The sequence below is a fragment of the Paenibacillus sp. ATY16 genome, assembly GCF_003399985.2.
Taxonomy (GTDB): Bacteria; Bacillota; Bacilli; order Paenibacillales; family Paenibacillaceae; genus Pristimantibacillus; species Pristimantibacillus glycanilyticus.
In genome coordinates, this window is the sequence record NZ_NMOK02000015.1 from 285118 (window position 1) to 308202 (window position 23085).

Here is a 23085-nt window from a genome sequence, read left to right on the forward strand (position 1 = left end):
TCTGGAATATTTGCAAATTCCTTTTCAGGAGCTCAAATTTTCGACTTCAACCGATAGAACGTTTTTAAACCGGCGCATTTCCTCGTAGATCGAAGTCGTCGGATACAGCTCTCCGGATGACAGGACAAGCCGGATTTGCATCCGGCCATCCCCGATATCCTTAATCGTTGTATGCTTGATCTGATGATCCGACCGGATGCTTGCCAGCATCCCGTCCAGCTCGGCCAAGCGGTCGAAGGTCAAACAGACGGATACGTCGCGCTCCCGCAGCTTGGAAGGGCCAAGCGCCCGAACGGCAAGGGGCACAAGGTTAACGGCCAGAATGATAATACCGGCAGCCGTGAAAGCCTCCTTGTAAAAGCCCGCGCCCGCCGCAATGCCAAGCGCGGAGGCGGACCACACCATCGCGGCCGTTGTCAGGCCGGAGATGACGTCATTGTTCCGCCGCAGAATAACTCCGGCGCCAATAAAGCCAACTCCGCTTACGATTTGGGCGGCGAGACGCATCGGATCCATATTGGTCATCCCCGGGCGGGCAAGCGTGGATGCCGCTTCTACGGACACCATCGTAATGAGGCAGCTTGCTACCGAGATGACCATGCTTGTCTTAATGCCAAGCGGCTTATGCCGAAGCTGACGGTCTACCCCGATGAGCAGACCAAGGGCTAATGCCGCCCCAAGCTTAATCGCAAACAGCGGTAACCCCCCCTTTCCGTAGCCGCAAGCCCTCGTTAGACAACGCTTCCTGCGCGGTTAAGCTTGCTTACCTCAACGCCGGCAAGCATCATAATGCCAATGCCGTGATTGTCGTTTACGACGGTACGCAGGTCGTGCATATAGTAATCCGGCGAGAAGGAATATCGCGAGCCGCTGCATACGCCGTGTACGCTGCCCGAACGGTCGATGGCATTCTCGGTCAGGCCTTTCCAGGCTTGCCTTGCTGCGGCTGCGTAGTCATGATCTTCGCTGTTTTGCAGCCAGCCGAAACGGATGCCTCTCGAGAAGGCGTAAGCGAACATCGCGGTGCAAGAAGCTTCCTCATAGGCTTCCGGCTCGTTCAGCACTTGTCTCCAAAGACCCGAGCCGCTCTGCAGGTAGGCTACTCCGGAACACATCGCTTTGAAGAAATCGAGCAATGCCTCTCGGTCCGAATGATCCTCCGGCAGACGCTCAAGCAGCTCGGAAAGCGAGAACAGCACCCATCCGTTGCCCCGTCCCCAAGGCACTCGGGTTGCCTGGCCGTATTTGAAATCATAGACATGCGACATAATCCGTTCTTCTTCTATAAACAGATAACGGCGGAACAGCAAAAATTGCCGGGCTGCTTCATTCAGTACTTCCCGGTCCCCGGTAATAACGGCATAACGGGTCAGAAACGGCGCGCTCATGTACAGATCGTCCGACCACATGGTTTTGTCGAAATATTCCCCTTCGCTGAGCCGGAAGAAAGCTCCGTCTTCTCTCCTCTCCAGCCGCTTCAGCATAAATTCGACGATGGAATCCGCAATGCGGCGGAATACGTCGTCTCCCTCCTGAAGATACGCTTCCAGCATCGCCGAGCCGAACGAGCCGCAATTATCCAGCATCTTCATCAGCACCAGCTGATGATTAACGCTCGGGAATCCGTATTCCCGCCGGTCCCACAAGGAATAATCGTACATATCCGTACAGGTGCGGATATGCGACAAAGCGTAACGCGACCAGTCCTCCCGGTTCAATTCCCGCGCCGTGCGCAGCAAACCGTACATCGTAACGCCAAGCGGATAGTCCCACCGCCCGTAATTGGTAGCTGTGCCAACCGTCCACTTGTTGCTTAGCATCGCATTCTCATAATAAGGACGAAGCCGGGTCTTAGGCATATCCAGCTCCCAATACGTGCTGCCCGCGGCTTGACCGTCCAAGCGAACGGCAGGCAGCAGGGCTGACAGTCGGCCAACCTCCGAAGCATCCAGCTCCGCATTTGCCGCAATAGGCCCGGCATAAATCCACTCGCCGTCATACCCGTGAATGTGTACAGGCTGCCGGAGAGCCAGCGGCTCGCCGCCTGACGAAGCGTTCAACTCAAAGCCCCAGCCACGCGCGCTGCTTTCCGTGCGGATCAACAGATGTCCGCTGCCGGATTCCGGCTTCAGACTTTCGCGGAATGCTCCCGCTTCGGCCAGGCTCAGCACCAGCTTGCCGTCCAGCCATACCGATGCCGGCCCAAATACTTTTCCTTCAAGCTCAAGCGATTCTGTCCCCGGCAGGAAAGGAAGCTTGGTCCAGCCGTACCCGGCAACGGTTGTCTCCGGAGTACCGAAGAGGCGCGTCAGGTTCGGCTGTGAAACTTCATCCTCCTGCCATTTCGTTCGGGGAAGCCAGCGAATGCCGGTTTCCTCTTCCGGTAAACGTTCGTTAGGGAAACCTAGTTCCCCGTACAAAGACTTCTTTACCGGCTCGGAGAATACCCATCCCGCGCTTCCGTCCCGTCCGGTGAATGGAGCAAGCACGTTCAGAATCCGCACCTTCGCTTCATCCGCCCCAAACCGGCAGCCAAAGCCCGCAGGCGTACGTCTTGCCTCGATCAGAATCCGGTTCCAGCCTTGAGCCAGCAGCATCGGAACTACGACGCGGGCATCCGGCTTCATCTCTTCCACGGCGGAAGTACGGAACAGCAGCCGGTTGTTCATGTATAGTCGAATAGGGCCGATCGGCTCCAGATTGCAATCAATCGAGCGTTCATTGTCGCTCCATACAAGTCCGTACACGTAAGCGTAATCGCCGGTTACCGCCTGCGGCCATCTGGAGCCAAGCTCCATGTCGTACAGACCTTCTTCATTTTGCAAAATGCCTTGTTTCGAAAAGGGGCGATACGCAAACGGAATGGGTGGATTTGCTCCGACATAGCGGCTAGCCAGCAGCTCCAAAATGCGGTGTTCATCATCGCCAAACGCAGATCTTGCGCTATCCCGAGGCTCTATATATACGGTCATTGCCCGTTCCTCCCACTTCCATTTGAAGGCGACAGCCGGATATCAAAGGTCCGGTCATACGGCGTCAGCACATTGACCACAAGCGTCTGGCAATCAGCCGGATAGGCTGCTCCGCGAATCGACTTCATCCGATGCTCATGGGCGCCGCCGTCGAGCTCCATCCAGTCTTCGCCAGCCTTGAACGACACGGTGCCTTCTTTCCAAAATTCGGTTCCGGCCTCGGCAGGCGCCCGATCTCCTCCGCTAAACTCTCCGTCTTTCCCGAAGATAAAGGAAATCTGGGTCAACAGCACATCCGGCTTGTCGCAGCGTACGCGGAGTCGCCAGCCATCAACGGTTTCAGTCAGCTCCACCTGCACCTGATGCTGCTGCAGATGAGTGACCTCGCGCAGCTGATGCGGCAAAAGATACCAAGGGCTCACCTGCTCTGCGGCTGATCCAGGCAATCTGTCGGCGGCAATCGGTCCATAATAGCCCTTTGACTCCGAGCCTGTTAGCTTATATCCGTTCTCGAGCTGCTCCAGCTCGTTCATCTTGATAAAGCCCGGCTCAAACGAGCTGCTCACTTGCACCCCAAGCAGCTGAGCTTTTCCGTGGCGCAGCGCAAAGATGGAATTGGTCTCCGCCATAACCGTCAAGCTTGTTTGCCCCTCCCGCTGCCGGGCGACCGGTGCGCCAAATTCCGGATGGAGCCGGCTGTGATAGATTTTCCCGCCATGTCCGGCAGCGTCCATCCGGCCTAAATAATGCTTCCTGTCGAATTGCCCGTTAATGACAACCTTGTAGGACTCCGGCAAATGGCCAGCCTCAACCGTTGAGCTGCGCAGCTCCGGATGCAGCAAAAGGCCGAGCAAAGCGTTGTTGGGAATCGCGCCCGGATGGGTGGAAGACTCCGCGCCCAGCTTGGCAAGCGCGGCGAACAACGGATCCTTGTCGTATTCGGCCATCAGGCAGGATACGAACAAATAACCCGACATATCGTATTTATGGCCAAAGTCCTGCCTGCCGGAATAATCCGTTACGACTTCCCCGTCCGGATGAATCAGGTAAGCCATCATCCGCAAATTGCGGCGAACCGGCTCCAGCAGCTCGGGATGGCCAAGCAGCTCGGCGGTATGGTACAGCATCACGTCGCTTACGCCGTTGTAGATCCCGTTGCTTCGTTCCGTCCACTCGCCATCCTCCGTACAATCGATCCCTTCCGCGAGCCATGCTTCGGCGCGGGCAATCAATGCCTCATTGCCGGTAATCGTGTACAGGAAGCCAAGAGCAGCCGTCAGCACCCAGCGGTGATTAGGAGTATGGCAGCCACCGGTAAGCATTGCCGGAACCGATTGTTCCAGGAATCGCCTAATATTCCGGCATACGGGCTCCAAACCCGCCCAATCATGCATGTCGAGCAGCTCGTAAAGCTGCGCAAGCCCAACAACGGCAAACGCCGTATCCGGCGGCGAATGCATATTCGTCCAGCCCGGGGAGATCGTGCCGTCGGCATGCTGCTGGCGGACAATAAATGCCGCCGCCCGATCCAGGCTGGCAAGCAGCTTCTCGTCATGATAGTAACGGGAATCCTCATTCACCAGCGCACAGCCCCAAATAGCCATTACGGCTAACGTGCCGGTATGGGTAGCAAACGGAATTCCGCTGTCCGGATCCGCAACCCCGCCATCAAAGCGGCTTTGACTATCGTTTATTTGATTATCCAAGCCTCGCGTAACCCAATCATCGTTAACGGCCACAAGCTTCTCGTACATCGTAATCATCCTTCCAATGGCTCCTTCAAGCCGGCAAGTGTATGTCTGATCGTTGCCAATTCCGCTTCGATCCTATCCGGTATTTCCTCGTACAGCGATTTCCATGGAACAAACAGGTTTTCCTGCTCCGCAAGCTCGTAAGGGACAAATTCGAAGGACGGCGTAAACCGGTGATGCCTCTGCTGATACGCGCGGACCAGCTCATTCGTCTTGTCATCGTATTGCCCCTTGGCCTTATACCATGCCGGCAGCGTCAAGCCGTCCGAACCCGCCCCTTGCTGCGTTGCCGTTCTTGCATGGGGCAGCAGTTCGAATAAGACGGGCAGCGGCGAGAAAGCATGCTTCCCCGGCTGGGAATAGACGCTTATCATCTTTCCTGCGAGGTTCGAGCGGTCCGGCAGCAAAGCCTTCAAGTATTTGCCGTGAAAGCTGGCTTCGGCATCCGCTACCCCACCGTTCCTATCGACGTAAACCCACACATGCTCGAGCTCATACAAATGCTGAATGTCATAATCCCAATAAATAGCGAATTCAATCACATAATCAATACCGTCAGCGAGATGCTCGAACCTGCGCGGAAAGGAAGGGGATTTCTCTCCCCGATGAAGAACAGAAACCCCAACCCGTACCGGGTAAAAGGGTTCCTGTTTATCGAAATATAACCGCGGAGCGTATGCTGCCAATTGGCGGATATCCATCATCTAGCCTCCGATTGCCGCTAGCTTCCCGAGCAGCCGGTCATGGCTAAGCTCGATTTCCTCCGGCGTGCATGCCGCTTTCAGCTCGTACACCTTGACGGGAGCGGCAGCGATAATCGGAAGGAAGCGGTCAAAATAATTCATGTCGCCGCTATGCACGTAAGGGCACCAATGATCCGACAGGCTAACCGTCTCGTGAATATGAATGCCGACGACATGATCCTTAATCGCTTCCATATCGCGGGCGTTATCGTACAGCCCCATCCGTTCCATCATCATGCCATGGCCAAAATCGTACCATAACCCGACGCGTGCGCCTTTCAGCCGGTCGAAGACCGTCTTCGCTTCTCTTAACGTCGGCATTTGATAGCAGCGCGAGCGCGTTTCGATGCCGATGGATACGTCTAAGCCTTTGGCCTCGAGCCGGTCGCATACTTCCTCGAGACTGTCCCCAATCCGGTCAAGATAACGGCCGGCGAACGTTTCCCTGCGCTCGAGCATTTCGCTCCACAGATTCAGATAAGCAGCCGATTCGGGGCCTTGCTCGCTATAGATCTTTTTGAGCTCCTGATCGATGTTGTAGTCGAACGGAACCTCTCCCGGATGGACAACAACCGCCTTCGCGCCATAACGATTCGCGTATTCGGCAGAGCGGAGCAGCAGCTCAATTGAACGCTGACGCTTCTCTTCGTCGTCGAAGCCAAGCAGAACCGAATCGGTTCCGTAATCGGGATCCGCCACATGCGGGAACGTATTATGTACGCTCGACACCCCGATTTCTCCCCGTTCAATCATCGGTTCAATCGTTGACAGCAGCTCGCTCGTCACATTGTAGTTCAGCTCGACGTAACGGAAGCCAAGCTCCCGAATCTCTTCGATCATGCCGCTGCCCGTTTGATGCCTTTTAATATTCCAGCAGGTTGAGAACGAATATTGTCCTTTGTCCTTCCCCATGACTTTCATCCTCCAGATGCGTAGCGGCGTTTGCCGCCTCTTTGGTTAACCTTTTACCGCGCCAAGCATAACGCCGTTTACGAAATAGCGCTGCAGCCACGGGTACACGATCAGGATTGGTACTGTTGCGAAAATAACGCTTGCCGCCTTCAGGCTTTCCGGCTGCAGCATTTGGCGTCCGCTTGCGCCTTCCGCCGCGATCAAATCGGTGACCATGTTGTTCTGAACAAGCTGGTACAGTTTTAATTGGAGCGGATACAACTCCGGGCTTGTAATGTACATCAGCGTATCGGTAAAGCCGTTCCAACGGCCTACCGCATAGAACAAGCTTAGCGTAGCGATAACCGGCATCGACAGCGGCACGATAATGCTCGTTAACGTACGGAAATAAGAGCTGCCGTCGATCTCCGCCGATTCTTCAAGCGAATCGGGAATATTTTGAATAAACGTAATCAGAATAATCAGATAAAATGGGCTGATTAGTCCCGGCAGCACAAGCGCCCAAATCGAGTCGAGCAGGTGCAGATTACGCACGAGCATATATTCCGGAATAATGCCGCCGCTGAAAAACATCGTGATAATGATAATAAACATGACAACCTTGCGGCCTTTTAATTTGGTTTTGGCCAGCGGGTACGCTGCCGCAATCGACATCACCATGCAGAACACGGTGAACAGAACCGTCAGCAAAATCGTAAAGCCGAGTGAACGGATCATCGACATGTCCGTGACTACCTGCTTGTAAGCGCCCCAATTGATTTCCACCGGATAAATACTGACATCGCCTGACATAATAGCGCGCGACGAGCTTAAGGAAATCGCAATTATATGAATAAACGGAGCCAGACATATCAGCACGAATAGAAGTATCGCAAGAGTGTTAATTACGTCAAATGACCGGCTGGCGTTTCGATCTCTCATGTCTTACCGCTCCTTTCCCGTTTTCGATAGCATAGATTACAAAATACTTTGATCCGCCAATTTTTTGGAGGCATAGTTCGCGCCAAGCACGAAGACGAGTCCAACAAGAGCCTGGAATAAACCAACTACGGTAGCAATCGTATATTGCCCGGATTCAATGCCGATACGGTATACGAACGTGCTTAGCACATCCGCGTAATCACGAACGGCGGTATTGCCGATAATGTAAGGACGTTCAAAACCGATTGCAATCATATGCCCCAGGTTGATAATGAGGAGAGTTACGATTGTAGGTTTCAGCGATGGGAGCGTAATGTTCCAGATCTTTCTGAGACGGCCCGCGCCATCCACGTCTGCTGCTTCGAACAATTCCCTGTTAATACCCGTAAGAGCAGCCAAGTAAATAATCGTACCCCATCCGGCACTCTGCCAGACGCCAACGGCCAAGTAGGTAATAAGCCAATCCTTCTTATCCGTCAGAAACGGAATGGCATCAAAGCCAAGCGATGTAATGATGTTGTTGATCATGCCGGACTGCGTACCGAATACCTGCAATACGATACCGCCGATTATGACCCAGGAAATAAAATGCGGAATGTACAAAATCGTTTGCGACAGCTTTTTGAACCAACCTATTTTCAGCTCATAGAGCATAATGGCCAGAAAGAGTGGAGCCGGGAATGATACGATGAGGTCCAAGAAGTTAAGCATCAACGTATTGCGCAGTACCTTGTAAAAGTCCGGCATCGCGAACACTTCCCTGAATCCGTCTAAGCCGATCCATTCGCTGCCGTTAATGCCCTGGAAGAAGTTGAAGTCTTTAAACGCGATCAGAATGCCGTACATCGGACCGTATTTGAAAATAATAAAATAACTTACCGGTAGTATCAGTAGAGCATATAATTGCCAATATCTGCGTAAATACGAGAGTCCTTTCAATGCCATCCACCCCTGTCCGCTTACGATGTGCCGGGAGACGGGAGCCTTATCTCGCTCATCGTCCCCAGGCTTTTATATTGTAGGATCTGCCTCTATTTCATTGCCTCGTAAGCTTTTGTGCGTTCATCCAAAATCGCTTGACCGCCGTTTGCCATGTAATCCTTCATTACGGACTCATAAGTGCTCTCGAATTGGTCCGGCTTCGCCATTGTTGTTTTTACAATGATTTCATTGAGCTTATCTCGCAAAGCCGTGCCGTATTTCGCTTGCGCTTCAATCGGATGATCGAACAGAACAGGCTTGATTGTGTCGGATCTTGAGATGCTGAGCGCTTTGCGTGTCTCATCCTGGTAAGCCTCTGGCATACCGTATACGTAAGCCTCTACGTTCTTGTCCGCATCGCCAAGCTGCTTCCCGTTCGAGATAATCGCCATATCTCCCCAGTTGTAAATGCGGTTTTTCACATCATCCGAAGCATCTGTCTTTACAATGGGAACGCCGTTCTGAAGAGTATAATTCTCGCCTTCGACGCCATTCTGCATGTCGAACAGGTTATTCTCCGATGCCATCCAATCGAGGTATTTAACGGCTTCCACCGCATTCTTGCTGCTCTTAGGAATCATTAAATACATGCCGATTGGCGCATATTCCGGTTTCGGATGCTTGCCTTCCGAGTTGGTATAAACATCAATTGCCGACAGCTTTGCAGCAGGAATATTTTTCTGAAGCGTTGCGTACGTGCCGTCCGCATAGAAAGGATTCATGTCATCCTCGCTGTAGAAACCGATTAAACCTTTTGCGACATCCTCTCCGAGCTTTTTCTTATCCTCGTCAAGACTGAAATCGGCGCTCATAAGCCCTTCGTTGTAGAGCTTGTTCATGAATTGCAGCGCATCCTTGAAGCCTGGCAGCAGCACCGGATAATCATTGGAACCAAGCTGCTGCGTTAAGGTGTATCTTTGTTCCTCTGTCACAGGCTGGATGAAGGACCAGATCAAGGGCTCGAATTGGGCCGGTGCAAGCGCCATGCCAAGCGGAATGACCTTGCCGCCGGTTTGACCCGGGTCTTTTTCCTTAAACGCCTTCAAGGTATTGTAAAGCTCGTCGGTTGTTGTTGGAACCGGAAGGTTCAGCTTATCGAGCCAATCCTGACGGATAAACGACGAGTATTTGCCAAGATGCGAGCGTTTCGCCGGCAGAGCAAACTGTTTCCCTTGATATTGTCCGTAAGCAAGGGTTTCATCGCCAAGGAATTTCTTCAGGTTAGGACCGTATTGATCAAGCAGTTCGCCAAGATCCGTCAGACCGCCTTGCTGCGCGTACCGGTAGAATGTGCCCGAGTCGTAAGTAAATACGATATCCGGAACGTCGCTGCCGCTAGCCATCAGAACGTTCAGCTTCTGAACCTCTTCCGAGCGTGGAATCGGTACGAATTGCACATTGATGTTGTTTGGAGTACCGAATTTGTCCTGTACAAGCTTCGTCAAGTAGTTGTTCGTAATGGTAGAGCCTGCAGGAGAATTGCCTCGGTCGAATACTTCAACCTTTAATGTCGAGGCTTTGCCGCTCGTAGCTTTGTCGCCTCCGTTAGATTCATTGGCTTTCTCGTTACCGCCGCTGTTGCTGCATGCGCTGAGCAGCACCGTGCCTACGAGCGTAGCCGTTAATAGAGTGCTGGCTGTCTTTCTACCTTTTCTGCTTTGCTTCATTCGAATCCAACCCCTCTTTCATCCCTTTTCGATTTGCTTCCTGCACCGGGCGATATTTATTGAACACGCTTACATGCATCGCTGCTGCCCCGTGTTTGGGAAGTGCCCTCAGTATGGCATGGACTGCGGGAAAGTGACAATAAACCAGTTTCGACGATGCAAACCATTCCGCCAATGCCTTGCCCCATAAGGATTTTGACGCTTAGAATAAATCATTTTCCCGACATAAACCGTATCGCGAAAAGCCCGTAATAAAGCCGTTTCCCGTGATAAACTTTGCGTTGTAAAAAGAAAACAACGGCTGTCCGAATAGATTGCTTTATCCGGAACGCCGCTGTCCTCATCATTTAATCGTTAGCTTTATCATCCGTAATGGTCTCATCGCGATTGCCCTGTGCGCCAATAAGAGTTGTTGAAGGACGCATCTTCAGCTTGCGGAATTCGCCCGGCGTTACGCCCGTCAACCGTTTGAACACCCGTCCGAACGTTATAGAGTTAGCATAACCAACCTGAAGGGCAATATTTTGCACCGTCTCGTCCGTTTCCGCGAGCAGACGCTCCGCCTGCTGCATCCGCAGCTGTACGAGAAAATCAACAAATTTCATATCGTACTCCAGCTTGAACAAATGGCTGGCGTATTTGCCGGATATTTCGAACTTGTCGCTTAAATGCTTGAGAGACAAATCCGGATCGGCAAAGTTCTCTTGGATATAAGCTCTAATCTCGGTAATCATCGTCTTATAGCCTTTGGTCTGGCTCATCGCGACATACGTATCATATACTTGTATCAAATAATCCGAAAGCTGTTCTTTCATCTCGCTAAGCGTTGTCGCGCCTCTTAATCCTGCCAGCACTTCCGAAATACGGGCCTCGTCCAAGCATTCGTTCAGCGTGTCCGACAGCTCCTTCAGCTCCCGGCTTAGCATCTGCAGGAAAAGCTGGACTAACGATAAAATATCTTCGTCTTTCATGACGTCCGTCTCGAAATGCTTGAACAGCTGCTCGATCGTATCCCGCCAGCTTTCATTGGTCAGCCGGAATTCTTGCACGCAATTGGTACATTGCTGCGTGTAATTGAACATGCCGCGCGGTTGCTCCCGAGGAATATCGCCGCTGAACGTAATCGCCTCTTGGCCTATCGCGAATTGGTATTCCATGCCGTTCAACGCATCGCGATAGGAGCCGTCTATTCCGTTCCAGTCTTTCACGATGGAGCCAATGCCCAAAGCTAGGTTAAAACGCAAATGTCCCTCTACCCATTCCCTGGCCACTGCAGCCGTCTTGCGAAGCTGAGTCAGCATGTCGGAATCGACAGCTCCGTCGCCGGAAGCGAATACGAACGTAATCCGGTCGGATGCCGACCATTCTCCCCAGCCTTGCAGGCCTTCGTTATTCGCCAGCTCCTGCATCACGTTGCCAAGCGCGAACTTTAATACATTCTGCTCATGAAGCGTATTATCCGCCTGGAATTCCTCGTACTTGTTCAGCCTTGCGACCATAACCGCGAATCGTCCTTTATCCGGCAAAAGATTCAGCCTGCGAAGCCGTTCCACCATCTGATCGCTGCGCTGTCCGCTAATAAGCTCGTTGAACAGCTGCCTGCGCTGGAGCACAACGCTTTCGCGCTGCTCCTTCTCATGATCGCGGGATTGGACGATGAGATTCTCGAGCGCGCGGTCAATCATCGTCAGATCATCGAGATTAACCGCCGTGCCGTCGCTCCCCCGCAGGTGCAGCGCTTGAATCCGGTTCATCATTAGCCTGATCGGCTTATAATTCCGCCGGGTTACCCAAATAATATAAACAATGGCAACCCCAAAGGTCAGGACAGCGATAATAACCCATACATAAGAGACAACCGAAACCCAACTCATCAAATGCCCGGCTTGAAGACCGCTCTCGAAGGTCCAGCCAAGCGGCTGCGAGGCAATCGTTGTCAGCACGTTGCCGCCGGAAGCCGTACCGTTATCTCCCGGATACACGGGCTGCTTGGCCGAATCGGTAATCCGCATGAACGATACTTGGTGGTTCGTCATGCTTCCGATCATCTGCCCGACATTATAAAGATTGATGTTAATCACGAGGATGCCGTCCTTGCCGAATGGCAGCGGCGTCTCCTTGTACATCGAAATGACCTTTACCGGCTTCAAGCCGTCGTATTCCTTGAATTCGCGGCTTGCCGACCAGCCCTTGTAATCGCGGGATTCCTCCGCCTTGCTCAGGAAATCCCTGTCGCCAAACTCGGACAAATCGGTCTCGCCGCTGGACGTCAGGACAACATTATCCGACTTCCTGTACAAATAAATCGATTCGACCAGGTCGTTATCCTCAATCAGCGACCGCAGGCTATGAACCACATTATATTTGATCGTTGTGGATTCGGAAGAACCGTTCAAATAAGCCGCATAGCTCTTGTTCGACTCGACTTCCCCCAGCACATTAAATTCCACTTCATGAATGGACCGTTCCACGCTGTCTACGACATAGCCGGTCGTAATGCGGTCTGCCTTGGCCGTCTCTGACCGGGATATCTCATTAACTGCGATAAAAGACAAGAAAATGATCATGGATACGGTCAGCACCAGGATCGGAAAATAAGAAACGAGCAGTCGTATATACCAATTGTTCAGCTTGAGCATGTTTTTCCTCCTGCCGCGCCCGACTCTGCATGTAAGCGTTGTCACAATCATTAGCCTAAATGAGTAAAGCGGTTTACTTGCCTACATTGTAGCATGGCTCACCTTGATTCGAAACCGTTTCGACAGCAAAAGTTTAAGATTTCATTTCGATATTCTAATTTTCATGTGGCGTTCATATCCTCTATTTGTCCCTCTTTTTCCGTTCATCCATTTAAATTATCAGATTTGCGTGAAGATTGGATGAATTTTTATAACTTGGATTGATTTCGGTTTCATAACGTTTTATAAAGAGGATAAGTGCAAATTTTTTTCTATCATTTGCTACTTTAATTAAGCTAATAGGAGATGATTGGATGGACGCTACAGTTCCTAACGCAGGTAAATGCCCGGTGATGCATGGAAGCGCTACAAGCTTCAAATCTAGTGGTACTTCAAATAGAGATTGGTGGCCCAATCAGCTGAACCTTAACATTCTGCACCAGCATGACAGAAAATCGAATCCTATGGGTGAAGACTTTGATTATGCCGAAGAATTCAAGAAGCTTGACTACCAGGCTCTTAAACAGGATCTTCGCAATTTGATGACGGACAGCCAAGAATGGTGGCCTGCCGATTACGGACATTACGGCCCGTTCTTTATCCGCATGGCTTGGCACTCCGCGGGTACATACCGGACAGGCGACGGACGCGGCGGTGCCGGCAGCGGTACGCAGCGCTTTGCTCCGCTCAACAGCTGGCCGGACAACGGTAACCTGGATAAAGCCCGCCGTCTGCTCTGGCCAATCAAGCAAAAGTACGGCAATAAAATATCCTGGGCAGACCTGATGATTCTGACAGGCAATGTCGCGATTGAATCCATGGGCGGCAAAACGTTTGGATTTGGCGGCGGACGAGCGGACGTCTGGCATCCGGAAGAAGATATTTACTGGGGTAATGAAAAAGAATGGCTGGGCGATAATCGTTACACCGGCGAACGCGATCTGGAAAATCCGCTTGCCGCCGTGCAAATGGGCCTCATCTACGTGAATCCCGAAGGTCCTAACGGAAATCCGGATCCTGCCGGAAGCGCCCGCGACATTCGGGAAACGTTCGGCCGCATGGGCATGAACGATGAAGAAACCGTCGCGCTTGTCGCCGGCGGACATACCTTCGGCAAGGCACATGGAGCAGGCGACGCTTCTCTAGTTGGTCCCGATCCTGAGGCGGCTCCTCTCGAAGCGCAAGGTCTTGGCTGGCTGAGCACGCATGGCTCAGGCAAAGGCCGCGATGCCATCACAAGCGGCGTTGAAGGCGCTTGGACGCCAAATCCGACACAATGGGATAACGGCTTTTTCGATATGCTGTTCGGTTACGAATGGGAGCTGTCGAAGAGCCCCGCGGGCGCGCATATTTGGGTCGCTATCAACCCTGACGAGAATCATCTTGCGCCGGACGCCGAAGACGCATCCGTCCGCGTTCGAACCATGATGACTACGGCCGACATGGCTTTGCGCGTTGATCCCGAATACGAAAAAATCGCCCGCCGTTACCATCAGAATCCGGAAGAGTTCGCGGACGCTTTCGCCCGCGCTTGGTTCAAGCTGACTCACCGCGACATGGGACCTCGCGACAGGTATCTCGGACCTGAAGTTCCGGCTGAAGAGCTGATCTGGCAGGATGTTGTACCGGCCGTTGACTATACCTTGTCCGATGAAGAGATTGCCGAGCTGAAAACGAAAATCCTCGACTCGGGGCTCACCATCAGCGAGCTGGTGACGACGGCTTGGGCATCGGCCAGCACCTTCCGTATTTCGGATATGCGCGGCGGCGCCAACGGAGCCCGTATCCGTCTTGCTCCGCAGCAGGATTGGGAAGTCAATCAGCCGCAGCAGCTTACTAAGGTCATAACGATCCTCGAAGGGATTCAAGAGGACTTGGATAAGAAGGTCAGCATCGCCGACCTGATCGTGCTTGGCGGCAGTGCCGCAGTCGAAAAAGCCGCGCAGGAGGCAGGCTTTAACGTTACGGTTCCATTCTCCCCTGGCCGCGGCGATGCCACGCAGGAGCAAACCGATGAAGAGAGCTTCGCGGTGCTCGAGCCAGTTGCCGACGGCTTCCGCAACTATCTGAAGAAGACGTACAGCGTATCCGCCGAAGAGCTTCTGGTAGACAAAGCTCAGCTGCTGAACCTGACTGCACCGGAGATGACAGTCCTTGTTGGCGGCCTTCGCGTTCTGGGCACCAACCACGGCGGCACCCAGCATGGCGTATTCACCGATCGCGTTGGCACCCTTACCAACGACTTCTTCGTGAAGCTGCTCGACATGAACATTGCTTGGGAGCCTCGGGATGGCGGCGTATATTACGGCCGCAACCGGACGACTGGCCGGGTTGACCGTACCGCAACGAGAGTGGATCTCGTGTTTGGCTCGAACTCCATCCTTCGCGCGATTGCCGAATTGTATGCGCAAGACGACAACCAAGAAAAATTTGTGCGCGACTTTGTTGCCGCTTGGGTAAAGGTCATGAACGCGGACCGTTACGATCTTCGGGTGAACTAATTCTTTCTAATATAAACAGCCTGCCTGAGAATCTCGGGCAGGCTGTTTCATTTGCTTGCCCGCCGTGGGCCTCATGCCGCTATGCAGCAGGCTTTTTGCCTGCTATGCACCCTTTCCTTGCCTCACCGGCTAAAAAAATGTCCCTATGATCTATAATCCCGTCCTGTTTCTCAATGACTGGAAATGATTAACTATACGTGAAAACACATTCAAATCGAAGGGTTGGTGTATGAATGAAATCGAAGTTTTTTGTAAGCGGTATCAAAAGCTTGATGCTGTTCCTTGTATTGCTGCTTGTCCTGCCTGTGGCGGCAAACGCAACTGCCTCAACGCAAAGCAGCAACTTTTACAACGTGATTTTCCAAGACGGCGCTGATCCGTGGATCTACAAGCATACCGACGGCTTCTATTACTTCACCAAAACAACGGGAGGCGACGTGACGATCTGGAAATCCAGCTCGCTTACCGGAGTTGACGCCGGCGCCAAAAGAGTGATCTCTACCGGCTGCTGCAATGTCTGGGCTCCCGAAATTCACTACATCAACGGAGCCTGGTATATCTATTACGCCAAGGATGACGGCAACAACGATAATCACCGGATGTACGTTCTGGAGAATACCTCCGCCGATCCAATGACGGGTACTTGGTTAAACAAGGGACAAATTACCGACTCTACAAACCGTTGGGCAATCGACGGAACCGTTCTGCAAGTAAATAACAATCTGTATTTCATATGGTCTGGCTGGGAAGGCACAGCAAATGTCTCGCAAAAACTGTACATCGCCCATATGAGCAATCCGTGGACGATCGACTCGGCCCGGGTTGAAATTGCGCATCCGACCTATTCCTGGGAAACCAATACCTCTCCTTCCGTTAACGAAGGACCTCAAGTCATCGTCCGCAACGGCGTCATCAGTCTTGTCTATTCGGCAAGCGGAAGCTGGACAGATGGTTATTGCTTAGGCCTTGTTACGGCTAATACGAGCAGCAACCTGCTGCAAGCTTCCTCCTGGACCAAACGGAACCAGCCGATCTTCCAATCAGGCAACGGTCTGTACGGCCCCGGCCACCATTCCTTCACGACATCACCCGACGGTACGGAGGACTGGATCGTCTATCATACGGCGAAGTACTCCGGCGCGGGCTGGAATAGGGAAATCCGGGCACAAAAGTTTACCTGGAACGCGGACAACACGCCAAATCTCGGGGCGCCCGCAGCTCCGAATACTCCAATCGCCATTCCTTCGGGAGACACGGGCCGCGTCCGTTATGAAGGCGAAGCAGGCGTATTCGGAGGCGCCGCTTACGCTTCCTCGAGCCAGAACGGTTCTGGCGGAAACAAAGCCGGCCATATCGATACGGCGAGCAGTTACGTGGAATTCGACGTTTACGCCGCGGCTGCGGGAGATTATGTGATGTCGGCCCGGACAGGTAACGGGACGACGGGACTGGATTGGTCCTATTTGGTTCTTACGGTTAATAACACAAGCTCCAGCAATCTATATATTGCGAACAAAGGCTGGGAAAACTGGGGAGCTTCGGTCGCACGCCTTACGCTGAATGCAGGCTGGAACAAAATCCGCTTCTCCAAAGGGGACGGCTATGGCGAGCTTGATTGCTTCGACCTGTTCCCGGCTAGCCCGGCCGTTATCTCCGGCGCTGTATACAAGCTGATTAATCCGATTAGCGGCAAGGCGTTGGATGTTGCGGGCGGAAGCACGGCTGACGGGGCGAATGTGCAGATATGGGATGATTTGGCATGACGTCTCCGGCGGCGCAACTGCGGCGGGCACCAACGTTCAAATCTGGCAGGACTACAATAATGCCGCTCAAACGTGGCAGCTGATACGCAAGTAAGTTGTCAAATTAGAAAAAACGCAACCGTTCCCGGTTGCGTTTTCCTATTCGTACATGGCAAGGACGGCCTTTGCTTGCTGTACGATTTTTTCGATCAAATGGTCCGGCTGTTCCAGCATCATGGCGCCGCCAAAGCCAAGGACATATTCCACGACTTCCTGCTCCGTATTAAAGCGAAGCGTTACCGGGACCTTACCGTCCACAGCCGGTGTAGCCGTGCCCAGCTTCTCTGCAAACCGATCCGTGAAGGCCATTCGGCCTAGTATGGACGGATCCGCAAGAACCTTTATTTCTATGGAAGGAAGCGAACCGGCAAAATCCAGCTTGCTCTGCTTCCAGTATACACCAAGATCGAAATCGTCAGGCCGGGAAAACAACTCTTCCGTAGCTTCCGCCCTCGCAATTCTCGATACCCTGAAGCTCCGGAAATCTCCGTCTTCATTCATGGCTACCAAATACCAGGAGCTGCCTTTTGCCACAAGCCCCAAAGGACTTACCGTCCTTTCCGAACTGGTCCCATCGGCTTTCCGATAAGTTATTTTGAGCCGGGTGTCCTCCCATAATGCTTTTTGAATCGTTAGCAAAGCTTTATTCTTATCCTCGGCGGGCTTCCACGTTCCCGTATCCATATAAATTTTCTCCATATAATGCAATGCTTCGCTTTTGGAGGAGTCGGGCAAGGAAGCCAGCAGCTTCTGACGGATATCGAGTCCCTTTATCTCCACGCCTAGATCCTTCAGCATTTGTTCGGCGGGAAGAATAAACAAAGCCTTTGTATCCTCCAGCTTCAGACCGCTTAAGTAGCTCCGGAAATGATCCATCAATCTCCAACCGCCTGTTTTCCCCCGGTCCGCTATAACAGGTACGCCGGAAAGGCTAAGCGCATCCATGTCGCGGAGAATAGTCCTGTCCGACACCTCAAGTCTTTTGGCAAGCTCCTTGGTCGTTAATATTTCATTATTCTGGAGCAAAATCATAATACTAAGCAGACGGTCTGCCCTCATATCCATTCACCTTTGCTTATTTATATATGACAAAAGATGTCGTCATTATAGTTTACAATGAAAAGAGAATCAACCCATTGCAACACCATTCTTTTTAGGAGGCAACCAAAATGAAACCTTTGCATGGAAAAATCGCGCTGGTAGCAGGAGGAACGCGCGGAGCCGGGCGTGGCATTGCCATTGAATTGGGAGCGGCAGGCGCAACGGTGTATGTCACGGGGCGCACGACTCGGGCGCAAGTATCCGAGTACAACCGGCCGGAAACCATTGAGGAAACAGCGGAGCTAGTTACGAATGCGGGCGGACACGGAATTGCCGTACAGGTGGATCATCTGATTCCCGAACAGGTGCAGGCTTTGGCGAACCGCATTGAGCAGGAGCATGGACGGCTTGATATTCTGGTCAATGATATATGGGGCGGCGAAAATCTCGTGGAATGGAATACTCCGGTATGGGAGCATTCGCTGGATAAGGGGCTGCGCATGCTGAGACTCGCCATTGATACTCATCTGATTACGAGCCATTTCGTTCTTCCTCTCCTCATTAAGAACAAGAACGGGCTGATTGTCGAGATGACGGACGGAACTGCCGAGTACAATCGGGATCATTACAGATTGTCGATGTATTACGATTTGGTCAAAAACTCCATCAATCGCATGGCTTGGGCGCTGGCTCAAGAAGTGAAGCCCCACGAATGCACGGCTGTTTCCTTGACGCCCGGCTGGCTTCGTTCCGAACTCATGCTGGAAATTTTCAAGGTGACGGAGGAGAACTGGAGGGAAGGTGCTTCCGAGGATCCTCATTTTATTATTTCCGAATCGCCCCGCTACGTGGGACGTGCCGTCGCTGCTCTTGCGGGAGATTCGGAAGTAAGCCGCTGGAATGGACAATCCCTGTCAAGCGGCCAGCTTGCGCAGGTGTACGGCTTCACGGACGTGGATGGTTCACAGCCCAACTGCATGCCTTATCTGGTTGAAGTTATCGAGGCTGGCAAGCCGGCGGATACTACTGGTTATAGATAACATTTTTATATTTACGCAAAAAAAATGCCTCAATATATTTCATCCGTTCAAATGATACAAACAGTTTAACAAGCATTGGCTTCTTTTTATTCCCAATCAAGGTTAAACACAACCGGAGCATTTTGAATGTTTCTGGAGAAGCGCTAGCGTTCGCTTTTACTCTCGGGATTCCTACCTTAAATAATATAGATAAAGGAATCCCGGAGTAATGGCGATCGGAAGAACATTCAAATGCGCAGGTTGCTGTTAAACCGGCCCTACTGCCGCTTCATCCTTCTCTGCCTTTGCCACGGAAAGAGGCAGCCCTAGATTCCCGCGCAGCGTGCCGCTCTCGTATTCGGTACGGAACAGTCCCCGCCGCTGCAGCTCGGGAACGACGAGCTCGATAATATCTTCGAATCCGCCGGGGAAATACGGCGACATAATATTGAAGCCGTCCGCTCCCTCATTCAGGAACCATTCCTCCAGCTGATCGGCAATCTGCGAAGGCGTTCCGACGATCTCGCGGTGTCCGCGGGCGCCGGCAATCCGTTCGTACACGGCGCGGATCGAAGTTAAATTCTCGCGCTTTGCAATATCCCGGATAATATTGTACCGTATGCGCGGATTGGTCTTGTCTTCAATCGAGCTGATATCCGGCAGCGGCTCATCCACATCGTAACCGGACAAATCGATATTGGTGAAGCCCGACAGATATGCCAGACCTACCTCCGGAAGAATGTAGCCGTTCAGCTCCTTCTGCTTCGCCAGCGCTTCCTCTTCGGTCCTGGCGACCGTAATGAAGACGCCCGGCATAATTTTCAGCTCATCCTTTTCCCGTCCGTATTTGGCGAGCCGCCCTTTCACGTCCCGATAGAAAGCCTGCGCCTCCTCCAGCGTCTGCCAGGCCGTAAATATAACCTCGGCCGTCTTGGCTGCCAGTTCCTTGCCGGACTCGGATGAGCCGGCTTGCACGATAACCGGGTTGCCATGCGGGCTGGCCGGATTATCAAGCGTGCCCGTTACTTTGAACCATTTTCCGTCATGGTCGACGGGATGCACTTTATCAACATCAAGAAAACGTCCTTGTTCCTTGTCAATAACAAGCGCATCGGCGCCGATGGATTGCCACAGCTTCTGGACAAGCTCAACAAATTCCTCGGCCCGCTCGTACCGGCTTGCATGCTCCAGATGCTTATCCTTGCCAAACAGGTAGGATTCATTGTCATTGGCGGAGGTTACGACATTCCAGGCTGCGCGGCCGCCAGACAAATGGTTGATCGAACCAAACTTGCGAGCGACATGGAAAGGTTCGTTATAAGTGGTCGTTAAGGTAGCGGCTAACCCGATTTTCTCCGTAACGGCTGCTAGCGCCGAGATTAGAACAACCGGATCCAGCTTAAGCGCGGAGCTGGAATGCTCATTCAGATTGGAGCCAAAGCCGTCCGCGAAAAAGATCATGTCGAACTTGGCCCGCTCCGCCGTCTTGGCGATCTCCGTCAAATAGGCCAGATCAAAGGTGCGGTCTGCTCCGGAATCCGGATGTCTCCAGCTCGCCACATGATGTCCAGGCAGCATGATAAAAGCCCCAAGCTTCATTTGTCTTACCGTCATCTTCACCACTCCATCTCTTCTTTATATAATAAGCTTTCCTTTACTTCTTCGCGTAGGAATTAAACTCGTTGGTGTACAAGTCTTCCGCCTTAACCTGGCCTTTCTTCAAATCGCCGTTAGCTACGAGCCAATCAATCCAGACCTGATATTCGCCCGGCGTTATAACGCCTCCGGCCTTCGCAATTCCGGTGCTCTTCCAATATTTCAGATTTTCGGTTGGCTCGTTGGGATCGCGCTTTTTGATTATGGCTTCGAACCGCTGAATGACCTCTTCCCGCGGAGTCGTGCGCGCCCATTCGATCGCCTTGGCCACGCCTTCAACAAACTGCCTCACCGTGTCCGTGTTCTTCTTGATATAATCCTCCCGGAAGAAATAATCGCCTGCCGTAAACTCCGTCTTGTAGACGTCCGTATCCTTAAAGAGCTCAACAATGCCCCCTTTGTCCAGGGCGCGGTCTCTTGCGATACCGCTCATAAGCACAACGTCAATCTGTTTGCTGCGCAAAATTTGTTCGGCATTGGCGGACGGAATCGTCACAAGCGTCACTTGTTCGATTTCCTTTTCGGTCAAGCCGCCTCTCCTTAAATAATCCTTCGTTACGAATTCCAAATGGGCTCCCAGCGTATTGACGCCAACCTTCTTACCTATAAAATCTTTCGGCGATTTAATCGGGCTGTCTGCCCGCACGTAAGCGCCGATGTAAGTATTCTTATCGCTTCCGTATGAGCCGATAACGGATTTGATCTTTACGTTTTGCGAGATGGATTTGATTATCGCCCCGTTAAAAGCCGAACCGAAATCAATCTGTTTCGTTGCCGTCAATTGAATGCTTTCCGGTCCGCCCGTCGTGCTCCCGATCGATTCCAGCTCCAAATCGCCGAGATACCCCAAATCCTTCGCCAGCTCAGGGAACGATACGCTTCCCGGCGCCGAATTGTACTGGAGCACCTTGTCTTCTTCCCCCGACTTCGCTTTGCTCTCGGAGCAGCCTGCAAGCAGCGCGCTAACTAAGCCCATCGTTAACAAAAAAGCATGAACGTGAGTAAATCGTTTCTTCATAAGACCCTCTCCCGACCTCTTCATATTTATTAATGCGATTGCTGCGGCTGCTTGCTGTATGGATGAACCGGAACGGATAAGCCCAGATTCCCCCGCAACGTATGGCTTTCGTATTCCGTGCGGAACAATCCTCGGCGCTGCAGCTCCGGAATAACTAGCTCCACAATGTCGTTTAAACCTTCGGGGAACGTAGGCGGCATGATATTGAACCCGTCGGCTCCGTCATTCAAGAACCATTCCTCCAGCTGATCCGCAATCTGAGCGGGCGTGCCTACTATTTCCCGGTGACCCCTTGCACCCGCGATAAATTCGTACACCTCGCGCAGCGTGCTTAAGCCTTCCCGCTCGGCAAGTGCGCGTATGATATTCGTGCGGGTTCGCGGGTTTGTCTTATCCTCGTCCTCCCCGCTTTCCGGAAGCGGCGCATCCACATCGTAACCGCTCAAGTCGACGCCGATAAAATTCGATAAGTACTCCAGACCAACCTCAGGCGAAATATAGCTGTTTAACTCCTTGCGTTTCGCAATCGCTTCGGCTTCGGTGTGCGCGACCGTAATAAACACGCCCGGCATAATTTTCAGATCATCCGGCTGGCGTCCGTATTTGGCGAGGCGTCCCTTTACGTCCCGGTAGAAGGCCTGCGCTTCCTCCAGCGTCTGCCAGGCGGTAAATATGACCTCGGCCGTCTTCGCGGCAAGCTCTTTCCCCGCCTCCGAGGATCCCGCCTGCACAATAACGGGATAACCTTGCGGCGTCGACGGAGCATCCAGCAGACCTTGTACTTTAAACCATCCCCCTTGGTGATCAACGGGGTGCACCTTGTCAACGTCCAGGAACCGGCCATTCTCCTTGTCGATAACAAGCGCTTCCTCTTCGATGGAGAACCAGAGCTTCTTCGTTAATTCAACGAATTCTTCCGCCCTTTCGTAGCGACGAGCATGTTCGAGATGCTTTTCCTTGCCGAACAGCTGCGCCTCCTTCTCGTTGCCCGAAGTCACTACATTCCAGCCGGCGCGTCCCCCGGATAAATGGTCGATAGCCGCGAACTTGCGCGCTACCTGGAACGGCTCGTTATAAGTGGTCGTAAGAGTCGCCGTCAGACCGATATTCCGGGTGACTGCCGCAAGGGCCGAGATAATGATCAGCGGATCAAGCTTAATGGTTGAGGTAGCAAAGTTGCCTAGGCGCTTGAGGCCAAGGATATCCGCGAAAAAAATCATATCGAACTTGCCCCGTTCCGCCGTCTGCGCCAGCTCCTTTAAGTACTCCAGATCCAAGGTCCGGCGAGGATCCGTGGACGGATAACGCCAGCTGGCCACATGATGGCCCGGCAGGTTAAAGAAGGCTCCAAGCTTCATTTGTTTTTTGGTCACACTCACCACTCCTAGTATTCCTATATTTTTAATCAACTTTAAAGTAAAAA

The 23085-nt window shown here is 52.5% G+C and carries 17 protein-coding genes; 4 read left to right on the forward strand and 13 right to left on the reverse strand.

From position 1 onward, the window contains the following. Positions 1–24: 24 nt before the first annotated feature. The 9 genes from CFI03_RS09730 to CFI03_RS09770 all read right to left on the reverse strand — a co-directional run bounded on the left by CFI03_RS09730 (position 25) and on the right by CFI03_RS09770 (position 12586). On the reverse strand, positions 25–696 hold the full coding sequence (locus CFI03_RS09730; RefSeq protein ID WP_248757300.1) for an MgtC/SapB family protein: 672 nt from the start codon (positions 694–696) through the stop codon (positions 25–27). 35 nt (positions 697–731) lie between these two features. Continuing rightward, complete coding sequence (locus CFI03_RS09735) at positions 732–2972, reverse strand: glycoside hydrolase family 88/105 protein (protein WP_248757231.1); 2241 nt, start codon at positions 2970–2972, stop codon at positions 732–734. Further along, positions 2969–4735, reverse strand: coding sequence for a hypothetical protein (locus CFI03_RS09740; RefSeq protein WP_248757232.1), 1767 nt, complete (start codon positions 4733–4735; stop codon positions 2969–2971). Before CFI03_RS09740 ends, CFI03_RS09735 begins: the two co-directional genes overlap by 4 nt. Further along, positions 4732–5427, reverse strand: a complete 696-nt coding sequence (locus CFI03_RS09745; RefSeq protein WP_248757233.1) for a hypothetical protein — start codon at positions 5425–5427, stop codon at positions 4732–4734. Before CFI03_RS09745 ends, CFI03_RS09740 begins: the two co-directional genes overlap by 4 nt. Continuing rightward, on the reverse strand, positions 5428–6378 hold the full coding sequence (locus tag CFI03_RS09750; RefSeq protein WP_248757234.1) for a sugar phosphate isomerase/epimerase family protein: 951 nt from the start codon (positions 6376–6378) through the stop codon (positions 5428–5430). It abuts the gene before it with no gap. A gap of 45 nt (positions 6379–6423) precedes the next feature. Beyond that, positions 6424–7299, reverse strand: a complete 876-nt coding sequence (locus CFI03_RS09755; protein WP_201004275.1) for a carbohydrate ABC transporter permease — start codon at positions 7297–7299, stop codon at positions 6424–6426. 36 nt (positions 7300–7335) lie between these two features. Next, a complete protein-coding gene (locus tag CFI03_RS09760; RefSeq protein ID WP_132305242.1) occupies positions 7336–8238 on the reverse strand; it encodes an ABC transporter permease in 903 nt (300 codons plus the stop codon). Between the two features lie 92 nt (positions 8239–8330). Further along, positions 8331–9947, reverse strand: a complete 1617-nt coding sequence (locus CFI03_RS09765) for an extracellular solute-binding protein (RefSeq protein WP_248757235.1) — start codon at positions 9945–9947, stop codon at positions 8331–8333. 347 nt (positions 9948–10294) lie between these two features. Beyond that, the gene (locus tag CFI03_RS09770; RefSeq protein WP_248757236.1) at positions 10295–12586 is read right to left on the reverse strand and encodes a helix-turn-helix domain-containing protein; all 2292 of its coding nucleotides are present in this window, start codon (positions 12584–12586) and stop codon (positions 10295–10297) included. A 353-nt stretch (positions 12587–12939) separates the two neighbouring features. Here CFI03_RS09770 and katG point away from each other — a divergent pair, with 353 nt between their 5' ends. The 3 genes from katG (at position 12940) to CFI03_RS09785 (ending at position 16983) form a co-directional block, all read left to right on the forward strand. After that, on the forward strand, positions 12940–15126 hold the full coding sequence (gene katG / locus CFI03_RS09775; protein WP_283094471.1) for a catalase/peroxidase HPI: 2187 nt from the start codon (positions 12940–12942) through the stop codon (positions 15124–15126). A 233-nt stretch (positions 15127–15359) separates the two neighbouring features. Next, the gene (locus tag CFI03_RS09780; protein ID WP_248757237.1) at positions 15360–16889 is read left to right on the forward strand and encodes a family 43 glycosylhydrolase; all 1530 of its coding nucleotides are present in this window, start codon (positions 15360–15362) and stop codon (positions 16887–16889) included. Continuing rightward, a complete protein-coding gene (locus CFI03_RS09785) occupies positions 16876–16983 on the forward strand; it encodes an RICIN domain-containing protein (RefSeq protein ID WP_248757238.1) in 108 nt (35 codons plus the stop codon). Before CFI03_RS09780 ends, CFI03_RS09785 begins: the two co-directional genes overlap by 14 nt. A 44-nt stretch (positions 16984–17027) precedes the next feature. Here CFI03_RS09785 and CFI03_RS09790 read toward each other — a convergent pair whose 3' ends face one another. Further along, positions 17028–17987: a helix-turn-helix transcriptional regulator gene (locus CFI03_RS09790; protein ID WP_248757239.1), complete on the reverse strand. Its 960-nt coding sequence runs from the start codon at positions 17985–17987 to the stop codon at positions 17028–17030. Between the two features lie 110 nt (positions 17988–18097). On the opposite strand from CFI03_RS09790, the gene CFI03_RS09795 reads away from it, so the two are divergent. Next, complete coding sequence (locus CFI03_RS09795; RefSeq protein WP_248757240.1) at positions 18098–19009, forward strand: SDR family oxidoreductase; 912 nt, start codon at positions 18098–18100, stop codon at positions 19007–19009. Between the two features lie 246 nt (positions 19010–19255). Here the strand turns inward: CFI03_RS09795 and CFI03_RS09800 are convergent, their stop codons facing one another. From CFI03_RS09800 to CFI03_RS09810, 3 genes are read right to left on the reverse strand one after another with little or no spacing between them, the layout of a single operon-like run. Then, complete coding sequence (locus tag CFI03_RS09800; RefSeq protein ID WP_248757241.1) at positions 19256–20602, reverse strand: LLM class flavin-dependent oxidoreductase; 1347 nt, start codon at positions 20600–20602, stop codon at positions 19256–19258. Positions 20603–20642: 40 nt separating this feature from the next. After that, positions 20643–21662, reverse strand: coding sequence for an ABC transporter substrate-binding protein (locus tag CFI03_RS09805; protein ID WP_248757242.1), 1020 nt, complete (start codon positions 21660–21662; stop codon positions 20643–20645). Between the two features lie 29 nt (positions 21663–21691). Beyond that, positions 21692–23035: an LLM class flavin-dependent oxidoreductase gene (locus CFI03_RS09810; RefSeq protein WP_248757243.1), complete on the reverse strand. Its 1344-nt coding sequence runs from the start codon at positions 23033–23035 to the stop codon at positions 21692–21694. Positions 23036–23085: the final 50 nt, after the last annotated feature.